Genomic DNA, 17320 nt, shown 5'->3' on the forward strand with positions numbered 1-17320 from the left:
GGTATTGGGGACATTCTCCGCAATTTTGGGCTTATCGCCGGATTGAGCCATAAAAGTTACATTTGGGTCATCAGTATTTTCAGACCGTTGTGATGCCTTATCTTTCGGATAGGCCCGTACGCATTCTGAGAAATAGTAGTTAAAGGCAATCCAGTCAGGTTTACCGTCCGCAATGGTCTTCATATCTCCGGGAAGAATATCTGGCTGCCAGTTCCGGTCGGACAAATACTTCCAGAGTGCAGAAGGATATTCGCCATTTACCAGAAGATCGAGATACAGGGTATTGCGGAATTCACTGTAGTTCATAGCGGCCAGCGAATCTTCCGGAAGGTTGGAAGCCGGATAGATGGCTGTAATATTAGGGGCGGGTCCAATCAAACCACCCAGTTTCATCTCATGATATATGGCCATAGCCCTGGCTTGGGCAATACACATGTGATGATTGATGTTCATAACGGTTTTCCGTTCTTTTATCTTTTCTCCGTAGAAGAGACTGGCAACAGAAGACTGGCCGTAGACGATCATCATATTCTGTTCATTTATAGTCAGCCAATATTTTACCTTTTTTCCATACCGCTCAAACAGAATACGGCAGTAATGTACGTAATCGTCTATGGAACGGCGGGATATCCAGCCGCCATACTGCTCAATCAAAGAGAGTGGATAATCGAAATGATAGATGGTAACAATGGGTTCGATGTGATGTTCTAAAAGCTCATCGAACAGATTATCATAAAATTCCAGTCCTTTTTCATTGGGAACAAGATCGTTGCCGTGTGGAAGGATGCGGGTCCAGGAGATAGAACAGCGGTATGCCCGGAATCCCATCTCAGCCATGAGAGCAACATCTTCCATATAATGATGGTAATGATCGCTTGCTATCTTGTAATCAGTAACCCCTTGTGGAGTTTTACGTATATCTGCGGTAGATAATCCTTTCCCATCCTCATTCCATGCGCCTTCGAACTGGTGTGCACTTGTAGAAGCACCCCACAGGAAGTTATTTGGGAAGCCTGTTAATTGATTCTGTTTCATAATTGTTCCTCCGAGTAAGCAACTGCATCCATTTTTTTAAAGAACGGATAATAGCTGATAATAGAAAGCGGTATCAGTATAAGAAGCTGAAATGCTGCAACACGCCAGCCGCCGGCCAGAAAACCAGAGATGCCAAATGGAATTCCAAACATAAATATTCCATTCAGCCGTGGCAGTATGCCAATTATTGTAAGTAAATAGGCAAGAGTTCCGCTAATGAGTGGATTTAAGATAAATGGTATCGCCAGCATCGGATTTAACACGATGGGGGTACCGAAAATGATGGGCTCATTTACACCGCAGATTCCGGCTGGAAGCGCCAGCTTTCCTAAGGTACGGTATCGCTTGCTTTTCGCTTTCAGCATAAGAAGATTTAGCCCGATGGTATTGCCTGTTCCGGAAAACTGAAAGAACAGCATGCCAAATGCATAGCCTAGGATATAGGGAAGTGGGTCTCCGGCATTGTAAGCGGCTAAATTGGCATAATCCATGGACAGCCATAGCGGTACTGCAACTGAATACATGACAAGTCCTCCGTGAATTCCAAACATCCATAAAATATTGGTAATGAGTTTTAACAGCAGGAATACAAGCAGGGTGTTTCCAAGATTGGACAGGGGAGCCTGAAGAATCTGATAAACAAATGCGTGAACATTTTCAAAGGGCGTAAAGCGAAAGATAACCCGTACTGCAATTGAGATAATGATGATGATGATCATGGGAACAAGTCCCATAAATGCTTTGATTGTGGTCGGAGGTACTCCGGCGGGAAGTGTTATTGTAATGTTTTTGTCGATCAAGAAAATATACAGTTTTGTCATAATCAGGGACATGATAAAGGCAACAAAGAGTCCGCCTGCGCCAGTCCACTGAAAAGTCAGGGCCAGCGTGCCGCTGTCGCCGATCATTGTGAGCGGCGTAATGATGAAAAAACTGGTCAGCGATATAAAACCGGCTGTTAAGCCGTCTTTTCCAAAGGAGTCGGCAAGTTTGTAAGAGATGGAAAAGACTGCATAGACCGCAATCATTCCTGTCGTAAGCTGACAGGGAAGGTTGACAATTTCTTTTAATCCGGTATCGCTCAGAAAATTGACAAATGGTTCATACTGCAGGTTATTTACAATGGCAAATAGCGCACCAACCATAAGTATTGGAAAGATGGCGATCAGACCATCGGATACCGCATTAATGTATTTATTGCGTTTAAGCCGGTTCGTAAGCTTCATAAGTGTATTTTGCATAGCCTCAATCTTATTATTAATCCCCATTATAGTATCCCCCTTTTTTATAATAAGCGTAATGCTTTGGAAAGTACTGCACCGCCGTCCATCATGCCATAATCCATCATGTCAATTACAGCGACCTTCATCCCGGCTGGTCGGTATCGCGTTTCCATGTCTTCTCTCAGATAACCCACTTGCGGACCTAACAGCAGGATATCGGTATGTCTGCCGCAGTTCTCGAACTTTCCCTCTGGCATGGCCTCGATCTGCACATCCAGATGGTGGGAGGCTGCGTAGGCCTTCATTTTCTCCATCAGCATGCTGGTTGATAGGCCTGCAGCACAGATCAGTGTAATATATGTCATAAATACATCCCCCTTTTACATTAATTTACGACAGAGATCTACGATTTCCATAGCCAGATCCTTTACTGTCATGGCATTCATAAGATGGTCCTGGGCATGAATCATTAAGAGGCTGATTTGGGCAGGAGTATTACCATTTAATTCCCCCTGTATCAATTCAGTTTGATAATTATGTGCCGTGTTTAGCGACTCACTGCATTTTTGAAGATACTGGTCTGCTTCGGCAAAATGCCCTTCTTTGGCAGCTCGTATGGCCTGAATGGCCATACTTCTGGCATTCCCCCCATTTACTACCAGCTCCATAACAATATGTTCTATTGAAGTTTCACTCATTGTTCCTTATCCTTTCCGGGACCGCTTAATAATGGAAATAACATTAGCATTTTCCATATCACTAAATGTGATTCCAAAGGTCCGCTCAATGTCCTGCATACTTTCCTTCACAGCCTGATATAATTCTGGATTTCGTTCGATGATCTCCGGGGCATATATATTTACAGGCAGCTCCTTTCCCTCTGTCAAATGCTGGATACAGCAGAATATATGTACCAGAAGTCCTATTTTAATATCTTTAGTCATACCGTTGACAGAGGCTGTTTCCATATGACTGATTGCCTTAAGAAGCTTAGGCTTCAGCCGGTTGATATCTATCTGTGTGGACTGTTCCTTCAAATGATCAAAAATTACATCGTAATCATTCGTAGTCAGACTGCCTTCCGGAGGGAAAGCTGACTCCGGAGTGAGATTTAAGCGTGCCGGGAGATCGGATTCACTGCATTCAAGGACTTCTGAAATAGGAATATAGGAAATTCCTACGATCTGCGGATCATAGCTGCTTATAATGCATAAGATCCGGCAGTGACGGCGAAGTTCATCAATCTCTAATAGAAGTTCCTTTTTTCTGCTGATTGCCAGTGGAATAATCTCGGGACAGCTGGTTTTAAGTGTTTTTTCCAGGTATGTTTTTACTAAAATGGCACCGCCTTCCCCGCTCATGCAAAGAGTAATTATAACATCGCCGCCTTTTTTTCGATTTTTCCTGTCTGCATGGTAATTTTGTATGGCCCAGGAAGCTGTTTCCTCCATATCAGAATTCAAGAGTAACTTCCTGCTTATGTCCAGTGCCAGAGCTGTGATTGGAATCTCGATACCTTGGACTGGAATTCCGGTTTCCTGCTCAAGCATGTCCAACAGTTGCGAAACGGAACCCATATCGTACAGGGCGAAAACTCCCTTTCCCTGGTTGATTTTCAGGATAAGACTTCGCAGCCCCTCATAGGTTACGTTCAATGCCTGTTCGAGTGGAATATCGTAAGCCCAGACCTGAGTTCCGCTTAATGAACTGACCACTTCAGAAAGAGAAGCGGCACCGTGTGATCCATGCATAATGATGAGAAGGACTGGCTTGGGTGTATCAGGAAGTTCGCCTCCTTTACATAAAAACATGGTGAGAAAAACAGCTTCATCTACAGGAAGGGAAAGATTAAATTCCTGTTCCAGTCTGGCGATAAAGTTGGTACAGTAAGCATATTCCCGTTTGTGAGATTCGGCGGTTTCCAGGATCTGGCTGCCGTTTAACTTTCGGGAACGGTTTGAATGCTTGAGAGCAGAATCCAGATGTAGGCACAGTCCATAGAAGAGCGACTGCGAATAAATCCGGTCAAATTTCTGCACTGCCCCGTTTATAAATTCTGTTACAAGTTCAATTAAACGAGGGGTTGTCATCAGGGCGAGCTGCTCACGGTTTATGATATGGCTGCCTAGTCCTCTGCTGTATTCCTGAAATTCATGTTCAATATCGATACTGATTAATGTGTTGATTTCGACTGCCTCAAGACCGCGGTTCTTAAGTTCTCCAGTCCGTTTATCGATCCATTCATAGATATTAGTGGGTTTCGGGGTAGAACGCTGGTATCGGGTTTTTATTTCTTCATTCGGTGTAAATAAATAAGTGTAACCATCACGTATCGTTTTTTTCAAATCTTCCCGCTTTCCTTTTAGTTCAAGGTAACCAGATCTGACATAAAACGGAAAATCCGACAGAAGGAGCTCTAACTGCGTATTTTTCCTTTGGTAGTCTCTGGCGTAAGCGGTGGCACAGCCAAGCTTCATATCATTCTTAAGCTGACTGATGTTTTGACGGCACTGATAGAGAAGCAGACAGGTCATAATTTCGTAAGAGATACTTAGAGTTCGTCCGCACCGCATGGCCTCATTTGTGAAAAATCTGCATATCAGTCCAAAACGTTCCTGTAACGGTCGCATTTCAAGTGGTGTTAATTGGATTCTGACAGGAAAGGATATTGAACACATTTCAATAAGTGAATGATTTCCTTCTTCTCCGATGGAGCAGATTAAAATGATGTCGTGTTTCACTATATTTTTTGATAAGTCCATGATACGTATCCTGGTGTCTGCGTCAAGATATTCCAATCTGTCAATAAAGAGGATTCCGCCATTCGCCCGCTGCAGACAGGATAGTGCGTCTTCCTCCTTGGAAGATGAGATGCCGAAAAGCTCTAAGCCGGCTTTTTGCTGTTTTTCGGCGTACAGAGAGCAATTGAATGTGATAAACGGAGGATTTTGCTCCGTGACATTACTCTCCTGGGCAAAGCGTGATATCAGCTTTGCAAATTCCCGCTTTCCAGAACCTTCCGGGCCGGTTATCAGTACCGGAAGACTGTAACCGGGATACAGGATAGCTGCTTTAGCCAGTTGTACTGCGCCTTTTAGACTTCCTGCATTTCCGATCAGTTCTGAAAAGCATGATTTCTCCGTACCTGCGGCTGAGACCGAAGGAATCCGGTATAGAACGGGGCGTCCATCTGTTTTCTCGATCGCTCCTTCTTTAACCAGTTCGTTTAAAATGCTGCTTACATTGCTGCGCTGCATTTCAAGCCTTCTGGCCAGATATTGAGTGCTAACCCCTTCTAATGGCTTTCCGGAATCAGTTGATTGTTTAATAAAGTCATAGACTGTTTCTTTTTTTGATTTCATTCTGCCACCTCCAATTGAATTATACACTCGATACTGTGATTACACTATAATGAAAACAAAATGCTTTGTCAAATACAGGAAATACAAGAAAATCTCTGCAAAATATACACTTGTATTAGTGTATAACTGTATAAAACCATGACAGAAGTAAAGTCTGAAAAGTTTTAGAAAAAAAACTATACACTGTGCATTTCGATAAAAATAAATGAGAAAAATAATACAATAGATCAAAAAAAATCCTATAAATTCATACACTTAGTTTATAGAAATTTTATTATTTGTAATCGGATGTCTGAGAATAAAGGAAGGGTACATAGACAGATGTAATTAGGGAACAAGACCAGTGAGCATAAAAAGGTTGACATAAAATGGGTAACGTAAAAAATGGGTTGCCGGAAAGGAAATCTATGTAGACACAGTATATCTGCAGCCATTTGCCATTATCCTGGTCGGATATCCGAAAATGGAGAAGAAACAGGGAGACAGGTATGATGAGAGCCGCAGCCATTGGGGAGAGCAACGGATTTATTGAATATGTGGAAAAGTTTGGCGCAGGTTATCAGGGGATAGTCCTGGATTACGTCTATCGCCCGGCTGCTCTGCCGGAGGAGGTGGTTCGTGGGCCGCGAACCGTTATGCATTTTTCAGTAAAAAAGAGGGGAGAAGCCGACTGTTCTTGACAGGGAAAGAGCCAGAACCTATAATTTCTGTAGGACAAAACGATGAGGTTATGGGATATGGAAAGAATGGATGCGCTGCTTTACGACTGCGATATCAGGGAGCCCCTGTTTGACTACCTGGAAGAGCGGTTCGGGAAAGCAAGGATGTTTGAGGAGAAAATCATCGGAAAATCGAGAGCCGACGTCTTGATGGTGACGGAGGGCAGAATCACGGGGCTGGAGATTAAGAGTGATGCGGATACGTACGAGCGTCTGAAGAGGCAGATCCGTGACTACGACAAATACTGTGACGAGAATTACGTCGTGATCGGCAGATCGCACGCGAAACACGTAGAAGAGCATATTCCGGCCTATTGGGGAGTTCTGGTCGTTTCTGTGAACGGCAGAGAGATCGTGATAGAGGAAATGCGTCCCGCGCAGCAGAATCCTAAAATGAAGCGGGAATTGCAGCTTGCCATTCTGTGGCGGGCGGAGCTCCAGAACATTATCGAACAGAATCATTTGCCTCATTACAGGCAGAAGAGCAAACGGTTTGTGAGGGAAAAGCTGTTGGAAAAGCTGGAGTGGAACCGGCTGAAGCTGGAGGCCTGCGAGGAATTATTTGAACGGGATTATACGCTTCTGGAGGAAGAGGAGGAATGAAAGAGGAGAGATGAGATCGGAGAAATGAGAACGGAAAATATTTGAAAATGTAGTCTGGGAGATTAGGAAGATGGATTGTGATAATAGAAATGAATTGCTTGTGAACATAGATAAACTGCATACCACAGATTTGGGGGTGGTGCGGATTAAGAAGAATCTGACATTGAATACGGATGATGTGGTGGCGTGGTGCAGAGCGGTGATTGAAAACGTAAACACTGGTATAATCAGAAAGGGAAAGAACTGGTATGCGGAGAATGAAGCCTGTATCATAACAGTCAATGCGTTCAGCTATACGATTATTACAGCTCATAAGCGCAGGAAAATGTTGTAATCTACACGATATTGGTTTGGGGAGTCCTGATTTGATGTTGTATTATAAAGCAAGGATAGCGGGTTTTTTGGAGAATCTGAAGCAGTTATGGTGGAAGAGGCGGCAGCGATGCCTTGAGGACAGCGGATTTCGATGATTGTATGAAAGTCAGATGATAATTATCGTCAATTACATGTATGTGATTGGCGGTAATAAATTACAAGGTACCTAACTAATCAAAACATACCTAACAAATTGAAACGTAACGAATTAATAAATAAACAAAACAGGAAGATTTCTATATGGATGAAAATAAAACAACATGCCCATGCTGTCCAAATCAATGCTAGGCCGGAGCGCTGCAGTGCGGAAAAGGGAGGGCGTACTTCCGTAATGAAGACAATGGCGGAAGCGAGCGAAGCAATCGAAACGAGAGTGAGGATAACCACCACCAGGGTGAGGGGCGACAGAATCATGGCGGCAGGAGAGAACTGGGGGAACATAGAAGAGGCAGATCCATGGAAGGAACTGTGAAATGGGAGAGTGCCGTCATGGTTTTGTAATAGAAGAAAAGCTTCAGGGCCAGCTGCACGCCTGCGGCCATATCCTTCATTATAATATGGGGCAGAAAGTGGGGCAGGCCAGAATCTTAACTGTGCTTTTAGAGCGTGGAATTATTACCCAGCGGGAGCTTCAGGATATTCTGGAGGTGCGGTCCGGATCACTGAGCGAGATTTTAAATGGAACGCGGAGATATGACGTCCGGACTGTTTTCCTGTTTGAGCGGTGAGGAGAAGAAGACGCTGGCGGAACTGCTGGATAAGCTGTTGGACGGCTGGGAAGGCCCGGAGCGTGAACGAGGCTGCAGAGGCAGGGGACACGATCGGCGGATGCATGGCCGGGAAGCTGGCCAGACACTGTAAAACCATAGTAAATCTGCACAATATACAGGCGATTGTGAATGGATAGTTTTTAACAAACTTTTCCCGGACGGTAAAAAAACGCTGACAATTTATTTTCCAAAATGTTAAAATAAACCTATAGGAAAGGGAGGTTTTAACATGAGACGAATTGTAAGCGCATGTTTACTGCAGACCATGAGATTTGATACGACGAAGGAGGCTGATCCGGAGCAGGATTTTACCATCTTTTGCAAAAAGCTGGAAAAGAGCAGTGTCAAATATGTCATTGAAGAGAAGACAAAGGAAGCGGACGGCTCCCTGGTGGTGAAGATCAGGAAGCAGTATAACTCCTACAGTACGGAAGGATACCTGCAGTAACAAACGTTGATGCTTTGGAATCAATGAGATTCCAAAGCATCTATTTTAATTTCAGGAGGGAAACTATGTTTTCGGTAAATGATCATGTTGTATTTGGAAATCATGGAATCTGTGTGATAAAAGCGATCGGTCCTCTGGATCTCAGCATTGCGGAACGGGGACGGCTTTATTACACGCTGGAACCGCTCTATGCACAGAAAAATACCATTTATACGCCGGTGGATAACGAAAAAAGCTCCCTGCGCAGAGCGATTACAAGGGAAGAAGCGCTGGAACTGATTGACAGGATTCCGCAGGTGGAAACTGTTTGGGTCCTGGATGAAAAACGGCGTGAGGAAAAATACAAGGAAATTATGAAGCAGAATGACTGTATGGGCTGGATGCAGATTATCAAGACCCTGTATTTAAAGAAGCAGAAACGTTTGGCCGAGGGACGGAAGAATACGGCGCGCGACGACTTATATCTCAAACTGGCGGAAGACTTCTTATACGGCGAATTTGCCGCGGCTCTCGGAGTGGAAAAAGACCAGGTGGAAGAGCTGATCGGCCGGAGAGTAAGGGAAATGGAATCCGCTTAAAGGCCAGGTACGACTGTATCAGAGAAGAGAGGAGGAGGCCGTAAATTGGATAGTCCTGAAAAACATGAAGCAGTAAATGCGGAGAAACACACAGAACATCTGGAAGAATGCACAGTAGAACACACAGCAGAACTCAGGGAAATACTCACGGAAGAACAGGCAGAGTCGCCAGACGACTGCTTTGCAGAAGCTCTGGCGGACTGCCGGCTGGAAGAGGCGGAATCTTTCGATTTTGAAGACGAAGGACCGGAGCTGCCTGCGTTTAGCGAGGAGGACGAATATCTCCATGAGGACTCCGTCCATATCTATTTGAAAGAAATAGGAGGCGTGCGGCTTCTGAGCCCGGAGGAGGAGACGGAACTCGCCCTGAAGGTAGAGCAGGGAGATGACGACGCGAGAGACCGCATGGTGCGCGCCAATCTCCGTCTGGTGGTCAGCGTTGCTAGGCGATATGTGAAGGGCAGCGGTATGTCCTTCCTGGACCTGATTCAGGAAGGGAACATTGGCCTGGTGAATGCGGTAGAGAAATTCGACTGCCACAGGGGCTATAAGTTCAGCACCTATGCCATGTGGTGGATTCGCCAGTCCATTACCAGAGCGATTGCCGACCAGGCGCGCACCATCCGTCTTCCCGTCCATACGAAGGAACTGATGGGGCGCTTAACGAAGGCATCCATACAGTTCTTATCGGAAAACGGCAGGAATCCGGAGCCGCGTGAGCTTGCCGCTATGCTGGAAATCCCGGAGAAGAAGGTGGAAAATATCCTTCAGCTTTATGGGGATACCGTCTCTTTGGATGCGCCCGCGGGAGAGGAGGGAGATTCCCAGGTCATCGATTTTCTGTCGGACAAGTCTGCGCCGGAACAGTATGAGCAGGTGGAGGCAGGCATTATTCACGATCAGGTGGAGAAAGCTCTGGGCCATTTAAGCAAGCGGGAGCAGGAGATTTTAAAGCTGCGTTTTGGTTTTGTGGATGGGCGGATCTGGACGCTGGAGGAAGTGGGGAAGAAGTACCATGTGACGCGCGAGCGGATACGCCAGATTGAAGCCAGAGCCTTGAGGCGGCTTCGTGCAAAACAGGACATCCGGAATCTCAGGGTGTATTTGGAAGCGTAGGGTGAGTAGGCCCTGTCTGAAAAAGGAGATGTGTTTATGAAGATTATAAATAAGCTTCCCGTATCCCCAGGTATTTTCCGAAGGGAACATGAAGCTGATGGAAGATCTATTGACTTAACGTTTGTCCGGCGGTAAGATGAAGATAAGTATTGCGTGAATTTCCGTGATCAAACCGAAGAGGGAGGAATTGCATGAATGTACTTATCATTAAGGGAAGTCCTCATGAAAAAGGCACCACATCGCTGCTGGCGAAGAAATTCGAGGAGGGAGCACGGGCGGCTGGCCATGTTGTCCAGGAGATTGACGCGGCCCATGTGGATATTAAATCCTGTCTGGGCTGTAATTACTGCAGGAAGAATAACGGAATCTGCATCCACAATGACGATATGGCGGACGCATACCCGATGCTCTCCGACGCAGATGCGATCGTATTTGTGACTCCGCTCTATTACTTTGGCTTTACCTCGCAGATCAAGAAGGTGATTGACCGCTTCTACGCCATGAACTCCGAACTGAGGGCGGAAGCCAAAATGGCCTATTTGCTCGCGGCAGGAGCCGACAGTGAGGACTGGGCCATGGAAGGAATACGCGCCACATTTGATGTGATGTGCCGCTATCTTCGCTGGGAAAATGCGGGAAGCGTCCTGGCTCTCGGCTGCGGAAGCCGTGAGGAGATAAAGGAAAGCGAATATTTAAGCCAGGCAGAAGTGCTTGGAAGGTCAGTTTAACCGAAGAAGAAGCCGCTGTATCAGCAGATAAAAATACTGATACAGCGGTTTCTTCTGTTCTGTGCCGGTTGCAGTGCTCCGGTGTATTACCCTTTTGCGTTCTCCGGGCGGAGATTCGTGAGCCCGGTTACGATAACGCAGGGGCCTTTTTCCGCCAGGTCCAGAATGACATTTCTCTGGATTACCCAAAGGAAATCGTCGGCCGACATCCCGTTCATGGCTCCATTCATTCCTCTGGCGGCAAAGGCGTATCCGAAGATGCTATTCGAGGGAGCATCCTCGCCCTGTTTCTCGATATAGGATTCATCAAAGCCCGTCTCCACGGCCACTTTCTTGACCAGATCCTTGTCGTAGTAGGGGATTCCCAGTTTTTCAGCCGCCATTTTTCCTATGGTACGTCCGCCGCTGCCGAATTCCTGGCTGATGGTGATGATTCGATGATTCATGTGTTCTGACCTCCATTCGCTTTAAACATTTATATTCGTGTGAGACAAGAATAATTGTAAGAATCAGAGAAAGCACATCGGCAATAGGGGCCGCCCACAGCATTCCCGTGACGCCGAAGGCCATCGAGAGCAGGATGACGCCCGGAACCAGGAAGACGACGTCTCTGGACAGGGAAAGGACAGTCGCCTTCACCGGTTTTCCGATCGACTGCAGGAAAATACTGCTGGCCTTCTGTACGCAGCAGAGCAGGATGCCTCCCAGGAAAATACGGAAGCACATATTAGCGTATTCATTATACAGACCGCTCTCGCTGCCGAACAGGCTGACAATGACCTGCGGGCAGAATTCGAAGAGCAGTGTGGCAATGATGCCGATCACCGCATTGGCAGCGATGATATGGCGATACGTATCGAAGACCCGTTTAAAATTACCGGCCCCGTAATTATATCCGGCGATAGGCTGGCCGCCGACCGCGATACCCACGGAAAATGCGATGACGATGCCAAAGACCTTCATAACGATCCCGACAACGGAAAGGGGAATATCGGCCCCGTAAATGGACTGGGGCCCCTTGAGCCCGATCATGTTGTTGGACACACTCATGACGATGACAATGGCAATCTGCGTGATAAAGCTGGAGATGCCCAGCTGGCCGATCTGCCTCAGCAGCCGGCCATCCGGAAGAAAACTGGCCTTCGAGAAGCGAAAGGATTTCGGCTTCCGGAAATAGAGGATGGTGACGAAGCAGGAAACCACCTGACCGATGACGGTGGCTATGGCTGCGCCCCGCACCCCCATGTGAAATACGAAGATGGCGACAGGGTCCAGAATCAGGTTCAGCACGGCACCGATTACGGTGGAAAACATGGAATAAGCGGGGGAGCCGTCGGCCCGGATCGCCGCATTCATGCCGGAGGCGAAAATATAGAAGGGGATTCCGAGCAGAATGACCTCCATGTATTCTCTGGCATAGGGATAGCTGGCCTCTGTCACTCCAAACAGGCGGAGAATCTGATCCGTAAACAGAAAGCCGGTCACGGTCAGCAGGAGGCCGATGATTATAGTGGCCAGAATTCCATTACCGATGCATTTGTGGCTGTTTTCCTTGTCGCCGCTTCCGAGGGAGAGGCTTAATTTGGCTGCGCTTCCATCCCCAACCAGCAGGGCCAGGGCCAGAGCAGTCACGGTGAACGGATAGACGACATTAGTTGCCGCATTTCCGAGGTAACCGACGCTCTGCCCGATAAAGATCTGGTCCACGATGTTATAGAGGGCGCTGACCAGCATGGAAAGTACGCAGGGAACTGAAAATTTCAGCAGCAGCCTGCCGATGGGTTCTGATGCAAGATAGGCGTTTGCATCTCGTTTTGTCTCTGTCATAGATAATCACTCCTTATGAATAAAAACTGCGCGCAATCAAAGCGGAAGATTCCCGCTTATAGATTACACGCAGTTATTGCTGGATTTACATCTATTCTGATTAAACACGCATGGATAAAACGGAAATGGTAAGATTTTTCCGCCGTGAATCATTATAACCGATCGGACAATGCGGATGTAAGAAGAAAATTCATATTTTAGAAAATTTGTTAAAAATGCGCATAATGAAATGATAATGCCAGCGCTTATATCAGGAAGTAGGAAATCCAGAACACAGTTTAATAATAAAATTTTCACAAAACAGACACAGTCCGGCTTTATAATGCAGTTCAGTAACAGAAAAGACTGCGACAGGAGGACAAAACATGAGCACAGAAGCTGTAAAACAGGATGAAAGTAAGGGAGAGAAGGCAGCGGTTATCTCTTTTCTTTTGATATCTGCCGCATTTTTGATGGCGGAGATTGGACTGATGGATATTTCTTTACTAAAGGCCCCGGAACTGATCCAGTGGATCTATGATAAGGTAACACTGCCGGAGAGTCTGATTTTTATCAGCCATTTCAAGGGGCTGTTTGGATTTTTTGTGATGGTGATCAGCTGTCTGCCGGCACTGGCATTAATGGGGATCACAGGTATGGTAATGTCGAAGATTGCGGATAAGCAGTAGGAGTCTGATAGATGGCGGGAATCCGGGAGGAGCTGCCGGCGGTAAATGCCGTGAGAGATAATCAGCCAGGCTTCCGCGTTGAGCGGCTTTTGCAGTAATACGTATAAAATTCCTGAAAAACAAGCTTCTATACATATCCGGCGGGCAATTGGCGAAAGCTATTTAGACATATTTCATAAAAAAGCAGGTGGAATTCCGTTAAAAATCCTCTGTACAAACTGATATATTAGTACTAATATATCAGTATAGTGGGAACTGTAAACCAATCTTATTTATCATCAGGAGGAAAATCATATGAATATGTCACTTCGCTGGTATGGACCAGGCTATGACACCGTAACTCTGGAACAGATCCGTCAGATTCCGGGCGTGAGAGGCGTCATCACGACACTCTACGGAACGCAGCCGGGAGAGGTCTGGGAAAGGGAAGAGATCAGAAGCTTAAAGAAGACCGTCGAGGATGCGGGGCTTTCCATTCTTGGAATTGAATCAGTCAACGTCCATGACGACATCAAGACAGGGGCAAAGGACAGAGACCGCTATATTGACAACTACATCACGACGCTGGAACGCCTGGGCGAGGAAGACATTCATATGGTGTGTTATAACTTTATGCCTGTGTTTGACTGGACACGTTCTGAGCTGGCCAGAAAGAGGGCGGACGGCTCTACGGTTCTCGCTTACAATCAGGATATCATCGACAAGATTGACCCGGAGCATATGAGGGAATCCATCGAAGCCATGTCAGCCGGTTATGTCATGCCGGGATGGGAACCGGAGCGTATGGGCAGGCTGGCAGATTTATTTGCTATGTACCGGGAGGTCGATGAGGAGAAGCTGTTCTCCAATCTCGTTTATTTCCTGGAAGCCATCGGGCCGGTCTGCGAGAAATACGACATCCGTATGGGAATCCATCCGGACGATCCGGCGTGGCCGATATTTGGACTTCCGAGAATCATTACGGATAAGGCTCACATTGAAAAATTCTTAAAGGCAGTCGATAAGCCGTACAACGGTCTGACGCTCTGTACCGGATCCCTGGGCTCCAATCAGAACAATGATATTCCGGGTATCATCGAGGCCGCAAAGGGAAGAATAGCCTTTGCCCATGTCAGGAACTTAAAATACAATTCCGACCGGGACTTCGAGGAGGCCGCGCACCTGTCTTCCGACGGCTCCATGGATATGTATAAAATCATGAAGACGCTTTACGACACCGGCTTTGACGGCTGTATACGTCCGGATCACGGCCGTGCCATCTGGGGCGAGGATGCGATGCCTGGCTACGGCCTGTACGACCGTGCATTGGGCGCGATGTATTTACAGGGCTTATGGGAAGCGATCAGAAAGAATGGGTAGCCGGGAAGATCTCATGTATGACGTGCTCAGAACGGATATCCTGGATTTAAAGCTGAGACCCGGCCTGGTTTTCAGCATAAAAGACGTCTGTGATGCGTACGGGACGGGGCGAACCCCGGACAGGGAAGCGCTGATCCGGCTTTCCAAGGAGGGCCTCATCACATTTCTGCCGCAGAAGGGAACGATGGTATCGAAGATCGATTTCCAGAGGGCCGACAATGAACGTTTTCTGAGAAGCTGTGTGGAAGAACAGGTAATGCTGGAATTCATGGCTTTGAATGGCCATGACCGGGCTTCGGAGGCTGCCGCGGCCTTAAAGGCGTCTCTGGACCGGCAGGAAAAAATCGTGAAGGACAGGGACTGCCGCGGATTTCTGGAGGAGGATATCGTCTTTCACTCCGTATTTTACCAGGCAGTAAACCGGGATACCTGCGCTCACATCATCCATGCGAACTCAGGCGATTACCGCCGTATCCGGCTGCTTTCCCTGACGGAGACCGGAATCAGCGATGGAGTGGTGCAGCAGCACAAAGAGCTGATGGAGGCCGTTCTGGAGCGTGACGAAGAACGGATGCACCGGCAATTGGCCCTTCATTTGAATAAAATGGTGAATGAGGAGCGGTTCCTGGTGGAGAAATACGCGGAGCTGTTTACCAGCGGCGAGGCGGAGGAAAAACGGAAGAATGACGGCTTTGCCGAGGATTTTCTGATCAGCGCTGCATTGCGTGAGGGCTAAACACCCCGCCGCAGGCACTATTACTGTGGAATTAATGCAAAGCTGTACTAGCGGCAGTACCCGATAAAGCGGGGCATGCTATCGCCAGATGTTCATGCAGGCATGGCACCTGGCTCGCTGCTCGCGGGAATAAATGAGAGAGGTGTAAAGATGAATTTAACAGATACAGGATTACAGGAAAGACAGGCATGGGAGAAAGCGGGTATTGAGATTCCTTCCTATGACAGGGCAGCAATGGTGAAAAAGACAAAAGAGGCGCCGGGCTGGGTGCATTTCGGCGCGGGTAATATCTTCCGCGGCTTCATTGCGGGTCTTCAGGATGCGCTTCTGGAGGAAGGACTTGCCGACACGGGGATCATCGCGGCGGAAACCTTTGATTTTGACATCATGGACAAGATCTATGAGCCGTTCGACGATCTGGCCCTTTTAATCACCTTAAAGGCAGATGGGAGCACGGAGAAGAAGGTGATCGCCTCGATCGCGGAAGGCGTGAAGGCGGATTCCGCTGATGTGCAGGAATGGGAACGCCTGCGTACTATTTTTATAAGCCCATCTCTTCAGATGGTATCCTTCACCATCACGGAAAAGGGTTATGCACTGAAGGGGGCGGATGGGACGTATTTCCCATTCGTTCAGAACGATATCGACAATGGGCCGGAGCATCCGGCCGGCGCCATGGCTGTCGTCTGCGCCCTTTTACTGGTGCGGTACAGACAGGGCGCCGCGCCGCTGGCCGTTGTCAGTATGGATAACTGCTCCCATAACGGTGAGAAGCTTAAAAATTCCATTCTCACCATGGCGGAGGAATGGAAGAAAAAAGGCTTTGCGGACGATGGTTTCCTGGAATATTTAAAGAACGAAGAAAAGATCGCGTTCCCCTGGTCCATGATCGATAAGATTACGCCAAGACCAAGCGTTTCCCTGGCGGAGCAGCTGGAGGCCGACGGAGTCGCCGCCATGCAGCCGGTGATCACTTCTAAGAGGACGTATATCGCACCGTTTGTCAATGCGGAGGGGCCGCAGTATCTGGTGATTGAGGATAAGTTCCCGGCAGGAAGACCGGCGCTTGAAAAAGCGGGGGTCTATATGACAGACAGAGATACGGTAAACAGGGTGGAGCGCATGAAGGTAACCACCTGCTTAAATCCGCTGCATACGGCGCTGGCCGTATACGGCTGTATTCTCGGCTACACCTCGATCGCGGAGGAGATGAAGGATACCGAGCTCAGGGCGCTGGTGGAGAAAATCGGTTTGACAGAAGGTATGCCGGTGGTAACCGATCCGAAGATTCTTTCCCCGGAGGCTTTTGTGAACGAAGTCATCTATGACAGGCTTCCGAATCCATTTATCCCGGACGCGCCGCAGAGAATCGCAAGTGACACCTCCCAGAAGGTGGGAATCCGGTACGGCGAGACGATCAAATCGTATGTGGAACGGTACGGCGACGCGAAGAAACTGACCTTTATTCCGCTGGCGATTGCCGGATGGTGCCGTTATCTGCTGGCTGTGGATGATGAGCTGAAACCGTTTGAGCTCTCGGCCGATCCGATGGTTCCGGAACTTAAGGGATGGCTGCAGGGCGTTGAGGCGGGAAAGCCGGAGACGTATGCAGGGCAGCTGAAGCCGATTCTTTCCAACGAGAATATTTTTGGTGTTAATTTGTATGATGCCGGGATCGGCAGCCTGACAGAAGCGATGTTCCTGGAGGAAATTGCCGGAGCCGGTGCGGTGAGAGAGACACTTAGAAAATATCTGAATTAAATATTGAATGAA

The 17320-nt window shown here is 47.6% G+C and carries 20 protein-coding genes; 13 read left to right on the forward strand and 7 right to left on the reverse strand.

The annotated features are described in order from the left end of the window. The 5 genes from ACLTD4_RS12965 to ACLTD4_RS12985 form a co-directional block, all read right to left on the reverse strand. A partial coding sequence (locus ACLTD4_RS12965) for a glycoside hydrolase family 1 protein (RefSeq protein WP_412331350.1) occupies nucleotides 1–1035 on the reverse strand: 1035 nt, incomplete at its 3' end. Continuing rightward, nucleotides 1032–2303 carry a PTS sugar transporter subunit IIC gene (locus tag ACLTD4_RS12970; protein ID WP_117623669.1) on the reverse strand — a complete coding sequence of 424 codons (1272 nt, stop codon included), beginning with the start codon at nucleotides 2301–2303 and terminating at the stop codon, nucleotides 1032–1034. The genes ACLTD4_RS12970 and ACLTD4_RS12965, both read right to left, overlap by 4 nt. Before the next feature lie 17 nt (nucleotides 2304–2320). Further along, nucleotides 2321–2623 (reverse strand): PTS sugar transporter subunit IIB, encoded by a 303-nt coding sequence (locus tag ACLTD4_RS12975; RefSeq protein WP_117623668.1) that lies wholly within the window; start codon nucleotides 2621–2623, stop codon nucleotides 2321–2323. A gap of 15 nt (nucleotides 2624–2638) precedes the next feature. Beyond that, nucleotides 2639–2956, reverse strand: a complete 318-nt coding sequence (locus ACLTD4_RS12980; protein ID WP_117623667.1) for a PTS lactose/cellobiose transporter subunit IIA — start codon at nucleotides 2954–2956, stop codon at nucleotides 2639–2641. A gap of 6 nt (nucleotides 2957–2962) precedes the next feature. Further along, nucleotides 2963–5620 (reverse strand): PRD domain-containing protein, encoded by a 2658-nt coding sequence (locus ACLTD4_RS12985; RefSeq protein ID WP_117623666.1) that lies wholly within the window; start codon nucleotides 5618–5620, stop codon nucleotides 2963–2965. Between the two features lie 488 nt (nucleotides 5621–6108). Between ACLTD4_RS12985 and ACLTD4_RS12990 the strand changes: the two genes are divergently transcribed. The 9 genes from ACLTD4_RS12990 to ACLTD4_RS13030 all read left to right on the forward strand — a co-directional run bounded on the left by ACLTD4_RS12990 (nucleotide 6109) and on the right by ACLTD4_RS13030 (nucleotide 10957). Continuing rightward, nucleotides 6109–6300, forward strand: coding sequence for a hypothetical protein (locus tag ACLTD4_RS12990; RefSeq protein ID WP_147335912.1), 192 nt, complete (start codon nucleotides 6109–6111; stop codon nucleotides 6298–6300). A gap of 57 nt (nucleotides 6301–6357) precedes the next feature. After that, a complete protein-coding gene (locus ACLTD4_RS12995; RefSeq protein WP_117623664.1) occupies nucleotides 6358–6942 on the forward strand; it encodes a sce7726 family protein in 585 nt (194 codons plus the stop codon). A 70-nt stretch (nucleotides 6943–7012) separates the two neighbouring features. After that, a complete protein-coding gene (locus ACLTD4_RS13000) occupies nucleotides 7013–7276 on the forward strand; it encodes a DUF3781 domain-containing protein (RefSeq protein ID WP_181988700.1) in 264 nt (87 codons plus the stop codon). A gap of 372 nt (nucleotides 7277–7648) precedes the next feature. Then, complete coding sequence (locus ACLTD4_RS13005) at nucleotides 7649–7789, forward strand: hypothetical protein (RefSeq protein WP_181988699.1); 141 nt, start codon at nucleotides 7649–7651, stop codon at nucleotides 7787–7789. Nucleotide 7790: 1 nt separating this feature from the next. Beyond that, nucleotides 7791–8045 (forward strand): hypothetical protein, encoded by a 255-nt coding sequence (locus tag ACLTD4_RS13010; protein ID WP_117623661.1) that lies wholly within the window; start codon nucleotides 7791–7793, stop codon nucleotides 8043–8045. 271 nt (nucleotides 8046–8316) lie between these two features. Beyond that, a complete protein-coding gene (locus ACLTD4_RS13015) occupies nucleotides 8317–8535 on the forward strand; it encodes a hypothetical protein (RefSeq protein ID WP_055660378.1) in 219 nt (72 codons plus the stop codon). Nucleotides 8536–8600: 65 nt separating this feature from the next. Next, nucleotides 8601–9113, forward strand: a complete 513-nt coding sequence (locus tag ACLTD4_RS13020; RefSeq protein ID WP_117623660.1) for a CarD family transcriptional regulator — start codon at nucleotides 8601–8603, stop codon at nucleotides 9111–9113. A gap of 45 nt (nucleotides 9114–9158) precedes the next feature. Beyond that, entirely contained in the window at nucleotides 9159–10229 is a 1071-nt protein-coding gene (locus ACLTD4_RS13025; protein WP_243008373.1) for an RNA polymerase sigma factor RpoD/SigA, read from the forward strand. A 191-nt stretch (nucleotides 10230–10420) separates the two neighbouring features. Then, nucleotides 10421–10957, forward strand: coding sequence for a flavodoxin family protein (locus ACLTD4_RS13030; RefSeq protein ID WP_117623659.1), 537 nt, complete (start codon nucleotides 10421–10423; stop codon nucleotides 10955–10957). 86 nt (nucleotides 10958–11043) lie between these two features. Here the strand turns inward: ACLTD4_RS13030 and ACLTD4_RS13035 are convergent, their stop codons facing one another. Further along, complete coding sequence (locus ACLTD4_RS13035; RefSeq protein ID WP_243008372.1) at nucleotides 11044–11403, reverse strand: cytidylate kinase-like family protein; 360 nt, start codon at nucleotides 11401–11403, stop codon at nucleotides 11044–11046. Beyond that, on the reverse strand, nucleotides 11330–12784 hold the full coding sequence (locus ACLTD4_RS13040) for an MATE family efflux transporter (RefSeq protein ID WP_243008371.1): 1455 nt from the start codon (nucleotides 12782–12784) through the stop codon (nucleotides 11330–11332). The genes ACLTD4_RS13035 and ACLTD4_RS13040 overlap by 74 nt, the downstream gene beginning before the upstream one ends. 365 nt (nucleotides 12785–13149) lie before the next feature. Here ACLTD4_RS13040 and ACLTD4_RS13045 point away from each other — a divergent pair, with 365 nt between their 5' ends. The 4 genes from ACLTD4_RS13045 (at nucleotide 13150) to ACLTD4_RS13060 (ending at nucleotide 17308) form a co-directional block, all read left to right on the forward strand. After that, on the forward strand, nucleotides 13150–13452 hold the full coding sequence (locus ACLTD4_RS13045; protein ID WP_055660385.1) for a hypothetical protein: 303 nt from the start codon (nucleotides 13150–13152) through the stop codon (nucleotides 13450–13452). A 294-nt stretch (nucleotides 13453–13746) separates the two neighbouring features. Continuing rightward, a complete protein-coding gene (gene uxuA, locus ACLTD4_RS13050; protein ID WP_117623658.1) occupies nucleotides 13747–14811 on the forward strand; it encodes a mannonate dehydratase in 1065 nt (354 codons plus the stop codon). After that, a complete protein-coding gene (locus ACLTD4_RS13055) occupies nucleotides 14804–15547 on the forward strand; it encodes a GntR family transcriptional regulator (protein ID WP_412331351.1) in 744 nt (247 codons plus the stop codon). The genes uxuA and ACLTD4_RS13055 overlap by 8 nt, the downstream gene beginning before the upstream one ends. A 150-nt stretch (nucleotides 15548–15697) precedes the next feature. Beyond that, complete coding sequence (locus ACLTD4_RS13060) at nucleotides 15698–17308, forward strand: mannitol dehydrogenase family protein (RefSeq protein ID WP_117634589.1); 1611 nt, start codon at nucleotides 15698–15700, stop codon at nucleotides 17306–17308. Nucleotides 17309–17320 lie beyond the last annotated feature (12 nt).

The organism is Hungatella sp. (genome assembly GCF_046966825.1).